11 protein-coding genes are annotated in these 13,824 nt (G+C 53.4%); 10 read left to right on the forward strand and 1 reads right to left on the reverse strand.

Features of this window, described 5'->3' with window-relative positions:
* The first annotated feature begins 2 nt into the window (after window positions 1–2).
* The 6 genes from AEQ67_RS14625 to AEQ67_RS14650 all read left to right on the forward strand — a co-directional run bounded on the left by AEQ67_RS14625 (window position 3) and on the right by AEQ67_RS14650 (window position 7,172).
* Window positions 3–656 carry an ABC transporter ATP-binding protein gene (locus AEQ67_RS14625; RefSeq protein WP_059404540.1) on the forward strand — a complete coding sequence of 218 codons (654 nt, stop codon included), beginning with the start codon at window positions 3–5 and terminating at the stop codon, window positions 654–656.
* A gap of 48 nt (window positions 657–704) precedes the next feature.
* Entirely contained in the window at window positions 705–1,811 is a 1,107-nt protein-coding gene (locus AEQ67_RS14630) for an ABC transporter permease (protein WP_059404541.1), read from the forward strand.
* 40 nt (window positions 1,812–1,851) lie between these two features.
* A complete protein-coding gene (locus tag AEQ67_RS14635; RefSeq protein ID WP_059404542.1) occupies window positions 1,852–2,928 on the forward strand; it encodes a polysaccharide biosynthesis/export family protein in 1,077 nt (358 codons plus the stop codon).
* 23 nt (window positions 2,929–2,951) lie between these two features.
* Window positions 2,952–3,932 (forward strand): glycosyltransferase family 4 protein, encoded by a 981-nt coding sequence (locus AEQ67_RS14640; protein WP_059404543.1) that lies wholly within the window; start codon window positions 2,952–2,954, stop codon window positions 3,930–3,932.
* Window positions 3,929–5,533 carry a capsular polysaccharide export protein, LipB/KpsS family gene (locus AEQ67_RS14645; RefSeq protein ID WP_059404544.1) on the forward strand — a complete coding sequence of 535 codons (1,605 nt, stop codon included), beginning with the start codon at window positions 3,929–3,931 and terminating at the stop codon, window positions 5,531–5,533. Before AEQ67_RS14640 ends, AEQ67_RS14645 begins: the two co-directional genes overlap by 4 nt.
* Before the next feature lie 151 nt (window positions 5,534–5,684).
* Window positions 5,685–7,172: a hypothetical protein gene (locus AEQ67_RS14650; protein WP_059404545.1), complete on the forward strand. Its 1,488-nt coding sequence runs from the start codon at window positions 5,685–5,687 to the stop codon at window positions 7,170–7,172.
* Window positions 7,173–7,322: 150 nt separating this feature from the next.
* Here AEQ67_RS14650 and AEQ67_RS14655 read toward each other — a convergent pair whose 3' ends face one another.
* Window positions 7,323–8,258, reverse strand: coding sequence for a KpsF/GutQ family sugar-phosphate isomerase (locus AEQ67_RS14655; RefSeq protein ID WP_059404546.1), 936 nt, complete (start codon window positions 8,256–8,258; stop codon window positions 7,323–7,325).
* 246 nt (window positions 8,259–8,504) lie between these two features.
* Here AEQ67_RS14655 and AEQ67_RS14660 point away from each other — a divergent pair, with 246 nt between their 5' ends.
* The 4 genes from AEQ67_RS14660 (at window position 8,505) to AEQ67_RS14675 (ending at window position 13,824) form a co-directional block, all read left to right on the forward strand.
* A complete protein-coding gene (locus AEQ67_RS14660; RefSeq protein ID WP_236710335.1) occupies window positions 8,505–9,563 on the forward strand; it encodes a phosphotransferase in 1,059 nt (352 codons plus the stop codon).
* 201 nt (window positions 9,564–9,764) lie between these two features.
* Complete coding sequence (locus AEQ67_RS14665) at window positions 9,765–11,792, forward strand: capsular polysaccharide biosynthesis protein (protein ID WP_059404547.1); 2,028 nt, start codon at window positions 9,765–9,767, stop codon at window positions 11,790–11,792.
* On the forward strand, window positions 11,729–13,051 hold the full coding sequence (locus tag AEQ67_RS14670) for a capsule biosynthesis protein (protein ID WP_082377851.1): 1,323 nt from the start codon (window positions 11,729–11,731) through the stop codon (window positions 13,049–13,051). The genes AEQ67_RS14665 and AEQ67_RS14670 overlap by 64 nt, the downstream gene beginning before the upstream one ends.
* The gene (locus AEQ67_RS14675; RefSeq protein WP_059404549.1) at window positions 13,048–13,824 is read left to right on the forward strand and encodes an SDR family NAD(P)-dependent oxidoreductase; all 777 of its coding nucleotides are present in this window, start codon (window positions 13,048–13,050) and stop codon (window positions 13,822–13,824) included. Before AEQ67_RS14670 ends, AEQ67_RS14675 begins: the two co-directional genes overlap by 4 nt.

Raw genomic sequence — 13,824 nt, forward strand, 5'->3', positions numbered from 1 at the left:
CCGTGTTCGAGCTCAGAAACATCACCAAGTCGTACCTGACCCCCAAAGGGCGTCGCCATGTTTTTCGTGACCTGTCGTTAAAGATCCCCGCCGGAAAAAACATCGGCCTGATCGGTCGCAACGGCGCAGGAAAATCAACGCTGGTACGCCTGCTGGGGGGCGCTGACGTGCCGGACTCCGGCACGATCGCAACCGACCAGAGCATCTCCTGGCCCGTGGGTTTGTCCGGAGGCTTTCAGGGCAGCATGACCGGCCGCGAGAACATCAAGTTCGTCGCCCGCGTCTACGGCGCCGTGGGTGAAGCCATGCGCGAGAAAATCCGCTATGTCGAAGACTTCGCCGAAATCGGCACCTGGATCGACGAGCCCGTCAAAACCTATTCGTCGGGTATGCGCTCGCGCCTGGCCTTCGGTCTGAGCATGGCGTTCGACTTCGACTACTACCTGATTGACGAAGTCATGTCCGTGGGTGACGCACACTTCAAACGCAAGTGCGCCGAAGTCTTCGAAGAGCGACTGCAAAAGTCCAAGGTCGTGCTGGTCTCGCACAACATGAATGAAATTCAAAAACTCTGCGATGTCGTGCTGCTGGTACGAGATGGCGGAGTACAGATCTATGACGATGTCGCAGAAGGCATCAAGGCCTACAACACCTGATCGCCCTGACCATGGCGTGATTGTTTTATTTCAAGGATGCGTGTGCATATGAGCAGTACGGGTAAATTCAAGGGCTGGCGCCTGACACTGGGGCTGATCGTAGTACCGCTGGCAGTGGCCATCGTTTACTACAGCTTTTTTGCTGTGGAGCGCTTTGTCAGCTCCGCGCAAGTCGTGGTTCGTCAGGAAGGCAGCAACCCTGGGGCCCAACTACCAGGACTTGGCATGCTGCTCAGTGGCGCTAACCCGGCATCCCGGGAAGAAACGCTGTACCTGCGCGAATACATCGTGTCGACGGACATGATGCAACTGCTGGAAGATCGTCTGCATTGGGTTGAGCAATACACCGCACAACGCAATGACCCGTTCTTCTGGCTGAAGGCGGATACACCCCGAGAGGAGCTGCTTGAGTACTACCAGCGCATGGTCTCCGCTCACTACGACGAGACTACCGGACTGCTCAAAGTTGAAGTCCAAGCTTTCAACCCTGAACTGGCCGAGCAAATGGTCAAGACCATTCTTGAAGCCAGCGAGCACTTCGTCAACGAAGTCTCGCACAGCATCGCCCGTGAGCAGATGCGTTTTGCCCAAGGCGAACTGGAAGGCGCGAAGAAGAACTACACCAAACGCAAAGAAGAGCTGCTGCGCTTCCAGAACGTGAACAAGGTACTGGACGGCAAAAGTTCGGCTCAGGGCCGTGCGAGCATTATCGACACACTGGAAGGCGAGTACTCCAAAGAGCGCGCCGTGCTGACCGAAATGCTCTACAAACTTCGCCAGGACTCTCCACAGGTCAAACAGCAACAGCAGCGGGTCAACGCCATTCGCGAGCAACTGGCGACTGAAAAACGCTTGTTGGTGTCGGCCCCCGACGGTGACCAACTTAACGTGGTGGCCTCGCGCTTCCAGCAATTGATGCTGGATGCCGGCATCGCCGAAGAAACCTACAAAACCGCCGTCGCCGCACTGGACAACGCACGTATCGAAGCCAGCAAGAAGATTCGCACGCTGGTCACTGTTGTCACCCCTAACACGCCGCAGATGGCCCTCTACCCAGAGCACCTGTACAACCTGGCAACCATCTTCCTGGCACTGCTTCTGCTCTACGGCATTACTCGCTTCCTAATTGCATCGATCGAGGATCATCGTGATTAAATCCATTACTGGCCTGCCCCTTCGCCCCCTGAACTTGAGCATGCGAAACAGCGCTGTTGCGGGTTTGATGCTGGTGACTTTGACGTTGGCAGGTTGCGGCGGGACTCTTTCCGGTGCCGGCCCCTACAAAGGCGACATCGAAAGTAAAAGTACTGCGTATGACTTGGTCGATATCAATGCCAACACGATCGCACCATTTATGCGGCCGGCCTCTAAACCTCCGGCGGTGACAATCACCAGCCCGACTATGTCAGCCGTACGCCTTATGGGTGGTGACGTGATCAATGTATTGATCACCGACAATGCGCCGGAGGGCACCGCTCTGTTCGCGCCGCTGTCGACTGGTGGCACCCAACTGAAAGTCCGTATCGATTCGCAAGGGATGATCTCCTTGCCCTATGTCGGACATCAGTTCGTCGCGGGCATGACGCTGATTCAAGTCGAAGACATGATCCGTCAAAAGTTGAAAGGGGTTACGTCGGACGTTCAGGCTCATGTTGATCTGGTCGGCGACCTGTCAGGCTCCGTCCTGGTCGCAGGCGCGGTGAAAACTCCGGGCCGCTTTTCCACTCTTCAAGGCCCACTGACCCTTCTCGATGCTATCAACCAGGCTGGTGGCCCAGTGATGGAGCCGCATCTGGTCAACGTAACAGTCCGCAATGGCAGCCAGGTAAACACTTTCAACTATGAAGAGGTCCTGGCGGGGAGCAACTTCGTCCTGAAGCCGAACTCAGAAGTGGTCTTGGACCGTGCCCGCCAGCGCTTCGTAGCGATGGGTGCAGTGGGCGAACCCGGCCTGCATGATCTACCCGCACAAAACACCAACTTGCTGGATGCCTTGGGCTCGGTTGGCGGCTTGAAAGAAACCAATGCGAACCCGCAAGGAGTTTTTGTGTTTCGCATGGGCGATTCCACCCCGACAGCGCCAGCAAAACCAGTAGTCATGCGTATCGATATGCGCGACCCAGCGGCAATCTTTTATGCTCGCCAAGTCATGCTCAAACCTGACGATACGATTTATGTAACGAACGCAGCCGTGTATGAGTGGCAAAAAATCATTGGCCCGATCGTGCAAACTTTAGTGCTTGGCAGAACTATCGATAGTCTTCAACGCTAGAATATTTAAATACAGGTAACCCGATGACTATCATAGTTAACCACGTGACATCCAATAACGTTCATAGTGGAATTTTCGAGGATATTTTTTCTTATTTTTCTCGATACACGGAACAATATGCTACTCACATCCCAAGTGAGAAACCTATCGTTGGTGCTCACATCAGGCATTACCACCGTCCACACTTGGAAGAGCGTCTGATCGGGCCGTGCGTGGTTACTGTTCATCATGACTTAAATGATCCAGACAGCTGGCTGTCCCTGGATGCATTTATTGATCGCTACAAAGAAGCTGATCTGGTTATTTGCCTGAACACTTTCCAGCAAAAGAAACTTGCAGAGTGTGGAATATTTAACACCTGTGTTATACCGCACGGGTACAACGACCACCTGATTGACGCCGCAAGAAATCTTGGCAGAAATATCAGAAACAAATTTACGGTTGCCGTTGTTTCCAAGCGTTACGCGAGAAAGGTTAAAGGTGAAGCTTATCTTTTCGAGCTCGCAAAACGGCTGGACTCCGATAACATCGAGTTCCTTTTGGTTGGTGATGGAAGATCAGAGGAAGGAAGGGTACTGCGCACATTAGGCTTCGACGTTGAAGTCTATGAACGCCTGCCCTATCCAGCACTCATCGATGCCTACAGAGGCGTCAATGCTTTGCTCATGACGAGTTACTTTGAAGGTGGCCCCGCCAATATCCCGGAAGCGGCAGCAATGGGCGTGCCCATTCTGGCAAACCCGATCGGCATGGTTCCGGACCTCATTGAGCATGAAAAACATGGCATCTATCTGGAAATGGATCCTCACCTGGATGCAATAATGCTTAATGAATTGGCCACACCGAACAATGCCCGATACAAAACGTTGTTTGAGTCGAGCCAGCATCCTAGTCCAAACCTTATTACTTGGCAGGACTCAGTTAGCCTCAACATGAAAGAGCACCTTAAACTGCTCAAGGGCAAACAAGCCTCGATCAATAAAGTATTAGAGTTATTCGCATGAGTAAGTTTTTCATTGCAGATCCTTTGCACATCAACAAAAGAAACTTCGGAAGCCTCTACGAATATTTTGACGAATCCAAGAGCTCTGTCATTTTCAATGAAGAACGACAGGATCTGTTAAGTCTCTTTGGTGACTATTCTTCCCAGCAGGAATCTTTGCTCGAAGAATACACCCATCTACAAATGCTTTCCCAAGAAGAACTTTTTGAGACATCCATACTTGAAGTTAATCTTTTTAAGGTTGCGCGAGCGGAACTGCTTTCACTCCTAATCACTCAAGACAACTTTAATGACAAGCCGCTCCCGACCAACGCCAAAGAACTGTTCAACTACATTTACGAAAATGAACGCGACGCTTTGCTGTGGAACATGGCAGCTGCCATGCAGTGGCTAAATCACTGGTCGCCAGTAATCAAACAGCACAACCCAAAATTCGTTCTGGTATTTTCAGGAAGCTTGATATACGCAAGATCTCTTCTTGAGCTCTTGAAACATAGAGCCCCTCGAGCTTTTGTGCTAGAGAGTTTCTTCACTGGAAGCGACAACTATATCGAAGAAAAGTATGAGCCCATCGCCAACAACTCCAACCTAAAGTTCAAGGCGTACTACCGCTCGCTGGGTTCGGACGAATTACCATTGGAATGGGATCGCAGCCGAAACAAAGCTATCAACAAAATCCTTGGCGCCACTAACAAGAATGTAAGCCAACCAGCGGAAAACAAGAAAAAACTCTTTTCCAATAATCGTCCTACACTTCTGATTGCAGGCCAGGTACTCAACGACTTTTCCCTGCTTGAGCACAATAGCGTCGGCCTCAACTCTTTAGACTTTTATAAGAAACTTATTCAAAAAGTCCTCGAAGAGACTGATCTCAACATTATATTTAAAGCTCACCCTTGGGAGCGAAAGAAGAAAAATATTGGTCAGCCATTGACATTGACCGCACTGGAAAAACACTTCAACGGCGGTGAGCAACCCCAGCAGTACGAAGATCGACTGCTATTGCTAGAAGACTACAATATAAAGTCGATTTTCAAACAAACCGAATATGTAGCAGGTTTGAACTCCCAGGCCCTTCTCGAGGCTGCCTTTGAAGGTTTCCGCCCCATCCAGTTTGCCAATGCCTTCTATGGTGATAAAGGCTTCACCTCGGATTATACCTGCGAGTCTTTAGATTGCTTTATCTCCGACTTGAAAGAAGGAAAAATCCCGAACAAGTTGGGTCTCGAGCAATATAAGAACTATGAAGTCTTTATGACCAAGGCGCTTCAGTTTTCTTTAGTTTCAGCGTTTCCATCTGGAAAAGCCCAACTGAAATCAATTTTTCACATTACGCCTCCTATTTCGATAGTAACAAAAACAGCCGACAATCAGACAGCAAAAATTGCTCAGCCTGCATCAGTCACAAAGCCGGTGAAGAAACCGTTGGAAAGTGACAAGTCAGACATCACAACTACGATAACAATTGCGCAACATACGCCATCAAAGCGCAGAAAAAAACTTAACAAATTCTTGAAAACACCTAAAAAATATTTTCTCGACTCCAAGAATCCCAGAGTTAGATGGCTTCATATTTTCTTCCCCAAAGGCGCAGCCAGATAGAAGCATTTGCTCGCCGCTAGTACCTTGCTTTCGGTGCTAGAAGACTCAAACGATGTCGCCCTTTTAGCGATTGATACTTGAGTCTTCTTTTTCACAGGCTAGTTGCCAATCGCGAAAAGCGCTAAACATCAAAAAATTAGAGCAGAGCCTTATGGATCAAACCATTGACCTAGCCAGTATTGTTGAAGATAACGAGCAGACAGTTCTCGGCAAAAAAGTCCTCTTCGTACCGTTAAAAAAAGGTTCGAATTCCGAAAAACTTCTTATAGTAATGAGCGCGCACAATCAAGGCAGCAAGTACATGGCCTTACGCTCATTCCTTGAAAACCAGATTTGTGATCTGCTCTTTATCTCGGACCCAAAAAACTCTTGGTATCTAGATGAAGATAATGGTGAAACTTTCTTAAAGACAATTAAATTATTTGCAGACGCATACGCCCCGCATGCAGTTTTTCTTTTCGGTTCGTCCATGTCTGGCTACGGCGCCATCCTGCATGCGTTCAAACTAAACGCCAATGCAATTGCATCAAACCCTCAAGTCAACCTGGATATTACCAAGGACTATGCGTGGCCTGAACTGATAGACCATATAAATGAAATTGGTGGCCACCATACCAACCTGGATGAAATAGCCAACTTGGAATGGAACGATTCTGCTGTTTATGTTATTCACGGACATGACGACATCGACATTATAAATGTTGAGCTTTTGTCACGAGCCACTCCACCCAACAAAAAACTCATCATCCAGACATTAGATATTGATTCACACATCATGTTTTTCGGCAAGGAAGTTGATTACATCTACAACGTCATGGACTTGCTGTTCAAGTTCCGCACCGACCTGGATCTTAAAAAGATCCTGGCCCAATTAATGCCAGAAGACAAGACCAATAAGCGGCAACTTAGAGCAGAACGAAACAACACCAAAATCAGTGACCCCTTCCGTACTATTGACCACTCAGGGGCCACTGTACCTTGGCAAAACAGGTACTTGTTTCAGCAAATCGGAAAGCAAGTATTTTTTTCCAATATAGGATTCTACTGCAACTCCCAACTCACGGGCGGAACATGTTTTTTTGATGGCGAGAGATGGCGTCTATGCTCTCCGATGCCATCCATTAACGACAACTTGATTGCCAAAAATACGCTTCGACTGGAAGAAACAATCAGTCAACCTTCAAACAACCAAAACATTAACGACTTTTGGTGGATCAGAAACCAAAGCGATTCTGAAATTGCTATTGAGGGCGAACATAACCTTCTGAAGGTCTGCCTGACGCCAAACAACACGAAGAATATTTATTTGAGTTCAAGTGTCTCTGCCGATAAAAACCTGCATGACTCGATAGCGGGCAAATACCTGACATTGTCTGCTGACGTTTTCACCAGTGAAGGGGATATATACCTGACTCTGGGCGGCGTTGGTGAATCAGGGTATCACCATAAAAACTCGAGCAAAAATACACCGGGTTCATGGAAGCATGTCTCAGTAACCGAGCAATTTTTGTCGATTAACTCCTCCCACAAAGACTCTATCTTCGTCCGGGTGAACCTTGCCGCAGATGGAAAAGCCAAAACAGTACAAATTAAAAATCTGAGTTTGCAAGTAGGGTATTTCCCTATGGGTCTTGCATAACGAACACGAACACAACCCCATGGCCATGCTCAGATCTGAACAACCCAGTTATACACAATAAAAAATGCCCAATTAAATCGACGAGTATTTTCATCAATTTAATTGGGCGTTCATCGTTAAGATGAAGGCTTCAGTATTTTTCAGAGAAGCCTAATCAAAAATCTCCACAACCCCCACCACCTCATCACTCCCATCAGCCGTAACCGGCAGCGCCCGAATCTTGTGATCCAGCATATAAGCCTCAGCCTCAGACAACTGAGCAGAAGCTTTCACCGTGTGCGGATTCGGCGTCAGGAAGGTCGCCACGGTTTCATTGACAACGCCCGGATTGCCCAGCAGCGCACGCCGCAGGTCGCCGTCGGTGACGATGCCGATCAGTTTGTCTTGCTCCATCACCAGAGCCAGGCCGAGGCGGCTGGAGGTCATGACCAGCAGGCAGTCGTGGAACGAGGTTTCACGGGAAACTTTAGGCAAACCCGTGTGCATGACGTCGCTGACGCGGGTCAGTAGTTTACGGCCGAGGCTGCCGCCGGGGTGGTAGCGGGCGAAGTCCATCGGTTTGAAGTCCAGCGCTGCGATCAGCGCGACGGCGAGTGCGTCGCCCATGGCCATGGTGGCGAGGGTCGAGGTGGTGGGTGCCAGGTTGTTCGGGCAGACCTCGCGCTCGACGGAGATGTCCAGCCAGATGTCGGCGTGTTTGGCCAGGGTCGATTGGCCGTTGCCGGTCATGGCGATGATTTTGTTGCCAAAGGATTTCAGGCTCGGGATCAGCTTGATGACTTCTTCGGTTTCGCCGCTGTAGGAGATCAGGATCAGCACGTCGATCGGCTTGAGCATGCCGAGGTCGCCGTGGAAGGCTTCGGCGGGATGCAGGAATAAGCTCGGGGTGCCGGTGGAGGCGAAAGTGGCGACCATTTTCTGGCCGATCAGCCCGGATTTACCCATACCACAAACCGCAGCGCGGCCCTTGCAACCGAGGATGAGTTCTACGGCGCGCTGAAACTCGCCATCAAGACGTTCTGCGAGTTGGCTGATGGCTTGCGCCTGGGCGCAGAGTGCATCTTTGGCGATTGGAAGGTGATTCATGGGGACGCGATCGTTCCTTGATTTAAGTGGCGCGTATGTTAACGACTCAATAGCCTGACGGAAACTAACGTTCCATCATTCCGAGCAACACGTAGGAAAAATCGTCACTTTGTTTGTTGTCGAGCCTGCGAACATGGCAATGGCTGGTCGGAATCCGTACTATCGCGCCCCTTCAAGTAGGCAAGGATGCTGTGCCCTTCACGTGTATCACGCCAGAAACCGGATGGATGTCTACAGCAGGAACGCATGAGTACCGAATCGAACACCGACACATCAGTCAGCAGCAAGCACGCGTTCTGGTTAAGCCACGCCACCCTGGAAAAACGCCTGGGCTTTCTTTTGCCGGCGTATCGGGCGGACGGATTCAGCATCACCACCACTGATTTGGCGTCCAACGCGTCTTTCGTCAATTACGTGCGCCATCACCGACTGACCGACCTCAGCACCGGTGCAACACTGGATGTGGTCGAGAAGTCGATTCGCAAAGTCGCGTTTATCACCAGCCTGGAGTCGCGGTTCTATCGAGAGCGGGACGTCCTGGCCGACAGTGTTCACTTCAAGCACCCCGCGTGCCTGGGCGTTATCGAAACCCCTTGGGAAAGCCTGATTTTTACCGACTTCGTGCAAGGGCGGGCGCCACGCATGGCGGCTATAGCCGTGAATGTGGCACGGGGAATTGCCGAAATCGAAACCTTGTCCAGCCTGCATCTGCAGCGGGCTTCGCGGTGGCAAGCGCACAAGTTCTGGACGATGGATTTTTTTCGGCCCTGGTATCTGCTGCGGTCACGCTTCAATTTTGAGCGTTTTTTACCTTCCGTGGAAAAGCTGGCGAAACAGGATGATCACTTCATCGGTCTGGCCGAGCGTTTGCGCGCCTTGAGCCTAGCGCTGCGTCGGGCGGCCGGTGAGGCCAGGAACAGCCAGCGCTGTTTTTCTCATATGGACTATCTGCGCAAAAATCTCTTCCTCTCGCCCCAAGGGTTGCAGTTGATCGACTGGAGCGAGGTCAAGGTAGGGCGTGTTGGTTTCGATGGCGGCGCGTACTTGAGCGCGATCTTTCGGCGCAATGATTTACCGGGCTTTATCGAGGTCCGCGATGAGTTTTTGCAGGCCTATATCGAAGCACTGGATGAACGATTCGACCGCCAGAGCGCGACGCTCAACCTCAACTACATTTTCCTGCTGAACTCACTGTGGCACTGCTTGCGGCCGGAGACGATTGCCGAGTACCAGCAGAAAGAAAAAATGCCGTCTTTGCGTGAGAAGTATGACTACTTGCTGACGCTCCCCCTCCCCGTCAAATGACCAAACGAGCGGCCCAACGCGGCCAGCTCCCCCGACCCGATAACGCTCACCACTTGTAGGAAATTTCCTACTTTATCGTTATAAATTGTCGACTTTGTATTATCATGCGCGCCCACCTATGGAAGAGCGTTGCCTGAGGCGCTTGGATTTTTGCGCGTCTCGCAACCGAGTGCGTCACTTACGGATATCCGCTGTTTTTTTATGGACAAAAACCTCCTGAATCGGCCGTGTTTGCTGGTGTTGTCTAAAGGCGCCCAGCAAGTCACCACCCTGCCCGCCCTGTTGCCCGACTATCGATTACTGCCTGGTTCGACGCGTGACGTCGCTCAGGCCGATGCGTTGCTGGCGTGGGGTCGCAAGCCAAGCGCCCTGCTTGCGCAGCGGGAAGCACAAAAAGCCGGTCTGCCTGTGTTGTCGGTAGAGGATGGTTTTTTGCGTTCGGTGGGCCTTGGCGCGGATGAGCCGCCGCTGTCGCTGATCGTTGATGACCTGGGTATTTATCACGACGCCGAGACGCCTTCGCGCCTGGAAGTTTTGATCCCGACAGCCTTGAGTGAATCTCAAATTCTCCGCGCTCGGGCCTTGCAGGCGAGCTGGCGGGAAGAGCGCGTGTCCAAGTACAACAACGCGCGCATCGAAGCCTGCCCGTTGCCGCAACCTTGCGTGCTGGTCGCTGACCAGACCAAGGGCGATGCCTCACTTCAGGGCGCCGGCGATGCTGATTTCGAGTGCATGCTCCAGGCTGCACTCGATGAGCACCCGCACAGCACTGTCGTGGTGAAGGTTCATCCAGATGTCGTGGCGGGCCGCAAGCAGGGCCACTTTAATCTTGCAGCGCTGGCTAAACGGCCGCGCGTGCAGGTGATCAGCCGCAATGTGCATCCCGCCGAGTTACTCAGCGAAGTGCAGGCTGTGTATGTGATGACCTCGCAACTGGGCTTCGATGCGTTGTTGTGGGGTGTGCCGGTGCGCACTTTCGGCATGCCGTTTTATGCCGGCTGGGGTTTGACCCGGGATGCACGGCCCGCGCCTAGCCGCCGTCAGCCGGTTAGCCTTGAACAGTTGCTGTATGCGGCACTGGTTGAGTATCCGCGTTATGTCGACCCGGAATCCGGTCAGGCCTGCGAGCCCGAAGTGGTGCTGGCCTGGCTGGGGCTGCAGCGACGGATGCGCAGTCGCTTGCCGGAAAACCTGCAGATGCTTGGTTTTTCAAACTGGAAGCGGCCGCTGGTGGCGGACTTTTTTAATGGCTCATCCATCCGCTTTGCCGATCATCATGCCGACGCAACCGACTCGATTGTTAGCTGGGGCTGCGCACATGATTCCGCCTTAGCCATGAACAACAGTCATAGCCATATCGGCCGAGTCGAAGACGGATTTATTCGCTCGGTCGGCCTCGGCGCGAAGAAAGTGCGCCCACTGTCCTGGGTCTTCGACGACCTGGGCATTTACTACGACGCCACACGCCCTTCGCGTCTGGAATACAACTTGCAGAACGATCCATGCAGCCCTGCCCTGCGCCATCGGGCAAGTGCCTTGCGTGAAGCGATCTGCGCGGCCGGCGTCACCAAATACAACCTCCCCGGCACACAGTGGAAGCGGCCCGCCGGCGTGAGCAAGGTGATTCTGGTGCCGGGCCAGGTTGAGTCTGATGCCTCGATTCGGTACGGCGCTCACCGCATCCGCCGCAACCTCGATCTGCTGCGTGCAGTGCGCGAGCGCCATCCGCAGGCATGGCTGCTCTACAAACCGCATCCGGAAGTCGTGGCCGGTACACGCAAGCGCGGCGAAGACGAAGAATTGACCGCCGATTGGTGCAATCAGGTGGTGGGCGACGTGCCCTTTCACCAGTTGCTGCAGGAAGTGGATGAGGTCCATGTACTGACCTCCCAGTCTGGCTTCGAAGCATTGCTGCGCGGGATACCGGTGACCACCTATGGCCAGCCGTTTTATGCCGGATGGGGTTTGACCACGGATGAGGGCATGCACCCTGACGTCCAGGCACGTCGCACCAGACGCTTGAGTCTCGACGAACTGGTGGCCGGCACCCTGATTAATTACCCGATTTATGTAAGCCGCATCACGCAAAAATTTACGACACCTGAACGAACTCTATTGGAGCTGCAGCACTGGCATGAAGTACCAGCTCAAGGAAGGAAGCCAAGATGGCAAGAAGTGATTCAACGTTTGCTCCCTACCGCTTGGAGAACATCGAAAAAGATCAGTTGAACCCCGCTGGTGCTGCAAGACGCTCCGTGTCGACCAAGCCGCGCAACTCCTTTTTGTTCCTGCAAGGTGTCAGCTCGCCCTTTTTCGCTCGTTTGGCTCAAGCCCTGCGTGCCGAAGGGCAATGGGTCAAATCCGTCAGTTTCAATATGGGCGATACCCTGTATGGCGCGGGCGCGCGTGTCTTTTATTCGGCCCAGCCTGAGCAGCTCGAGGACTTCTACTACCAATGCTTCAAGGCTGACGGCATCACCGATCTGGTGCTGTTCGGCGACCGTCGCCCGGTGCATGTGCCGGCCATCGCCCTGGCGAAACGCCTGGGCGTGCGGGTGCATGTTTTCGAAGAAGGGTATTTCCGGCCTTACTGGGTCACGCTGGAACGTGACGGGGTGAACAACCATTCGTTGCTGCCACGGGACCCGGAATGGTATCGGGAAGTCGGCAAGTACATTCCGCGTTACCACAATGGTGACTCGTTCAAGCTGTCCTTCGCCTCCCGGGCCTTTCACGATGTGATGTATCACGTCGGTGGTGCACTGAACAAAATCTGCTTCCCGCACTATAAGACCCATGCGCCTTACAACGCAGCGGTCGAATATGCCGGCTACATTCGCCAGGGTATTCGCCTGGCGAGCGCCAAGGGACGTGATTCATCGGTCATCAGTGAAGTGGCACGCAACCGTCACCCCACGTTCCTGCTGCCCCTGCAACTGGACAGCGACGCACAGATCCGCGACCACTCGCAATTCAACACCATGAAGGACGTGCTCAAACATGTGCTGGCCTCGTTTGCCCGGCACGCGCCCAGTGATGCGCGACTGGTGGTCAAGAACCATCCGCTGACACCCGGCCTCGTCAATTACCATCGCATCACCCTGCGGATTGCCGGCAAATTCGGTATTGCCGATCGAGTCGACTTCCTCGAAAGCGGTCATATGCCGACGCTGCTGTCCCATGTGGCCGGGGTCATTACGGTGAATAGCACCGTGGGCGGTTCCTCGTTGATGCACAACGTGCCGACCATCGCCCTGAGCAATCCGATCTACGACCTCAAAGGCCTGACCCACCAAGGCAGCCTCGACGATTTCTGGCACACGCCGGAACCACCTGACGCCACGCTGTTCCAGCGCTTTCGCAGCACAGTGATTCACACCACCCAAGTCAACGGCGGCTTTTATACGCGCTGTGGCATCGACATGGCCGTGAACAATTCGCTGGAAGTGCTGATGGCCAAAACCTCCAAGATTGAACGGTACTTATGACGCTGCACAAAAATCCACGTTGCATCCTTATTACCGGCGCCACGGGTGGCATCGGCGGTGCATTGGCTCCGGCCTATGCCGCGCCAGGCGTGACCCTGATTCTGCAAGGCCGGCGCACCGAGCGCCTGGAAGAAATGGCCGAGCAGTGCCGCGCTGCCGGCGCCCGGGTCATCCTCCACGCGCTTGATGTCCAGGACCTGGCTGCTGTGCGCGAATGGATCACTCACATCAGCGAAACCGAGCAACCGGACCTGATCATCGTTGGTGCCGGGCTCAATACTGCTGCGGGCCCGAACTCGGAAGATGAAGTCTGGGCACTGTCCCAGGCTGTGATCGAAGTGAACGTCATGGCGGCCATCGCTACCGTGCAGGCGGCGTTGCCGGCCATGCGCGTTCGAAAGCATGGCCAGATCGCGCTGTTCAGCTCCCTCGCCGGTTGGCGCGGGCTGCCTGCCACGCCCAGCTACAGCGCCAGCAAAGCGGCGATGAAGGCCTACGGCGAAGCCATGCGCGACCTCGTCGCCGCCGACGGTGTGCGGATCAACGTGATCATGCCGGGTTACGTCGAATCGAAAATGTGCTTCGAAATGCCAGGGCCGAAACCGCTGCTGTGGAACCCGGACAAAGCCGCGCAGCGGATCCGTCGCGGCCTGGCGGCCAACCAGGCACGAATCAGTTTCCCCTTCCCCTTGAACCTCGGATGCTGGGCCCTGGGCGTGATTCCCCCACGGATGTCGTCTGTAATTTTGCGATGGCTGGACTACGGTGCCTGA

Origin of the sequence: Pseudomonas sp. RIT-PI-q, from assembly GCF_001297125.1 — a bacterium.
Taxonomy (GTDB): Bacteria; Pseudomonadota; Gammaproteobacteria; order Pseudomonadales; family Pseudomonadaceae; genus Aquipseudomonas.

Bases quoted from the DNA above. Each gene is read 5' to 3' on its own strand.
- AEQ67_RS14645 (WP_059404544.1), top strand. From the start codon at position 3,929: ATGAGTAAGTTTTTCATTGCAGATCCTTTGCACATCAACAAAAGAAAC.
- AEQ67_RS14630 (WP_059404541.1), top strand. From the start codon at position 705: ATGAGCAGTACGGGTAAATTCAAGGGCTGGCGCCTGACACTGGGGCTG.
- AEQ67_RS14640 (WP_059404543.1), top strand. From the start codon at position 2,952: ATGACTATCATAGTTAACCACGTGACATCCAATAACGTTCATAGTGGA.
- AEQ67_RS14655 (WP_059404546.1), bottom strand. From the start codon at position 8,258: ATGAATCACCTTCCAATCGCCAAAGATGCACTCTGCGCCCAGGCGCAA.
- AEQ67_RS14635 (WP_059404542.1), top strand. From the start codon at position 1,852: ATGCGAAACAGCGCTGTTGCGGGTTTGATGCTGGTGACTTTGACGTTG.
- AEQ67_RS14665 (WP_059404547.1), top strand. From the start codon at position 9,765: ATGGACAAAAACCTCCTGAATCGGCCGTGTTTGCTGGTGTTGTCTAAA.
- AEQ67_RS14670 (WP_082377851.1), top strand. From the start codon at position 11,729: ATGGCAAGAAGTGATTCAACGTTTGCTCCCTACCGCTTGGAGAACATC.
- AEQ67_RS14660 (WP_236710335.1), top strand. From the start codon at position 8,505: ATGAGTACCGAATCGAACACCGACACATCAGTCAGCAGCAAGCACGCG.
- AEQ67_RS14675 (WP_059404549.1), top strand. From the start codon at position 13,048: ATGACGCTGCACAAAAATCCACGTTGCATCCTTATTACCGGCGCCACG.
- AEQ67_RS14650 (WP_059404545.1), top strand. From the start codon at position 5,685: ATGGATCAAACCATTGACCTAGCCAGTATTGTTGAAGATAACGAGCAG.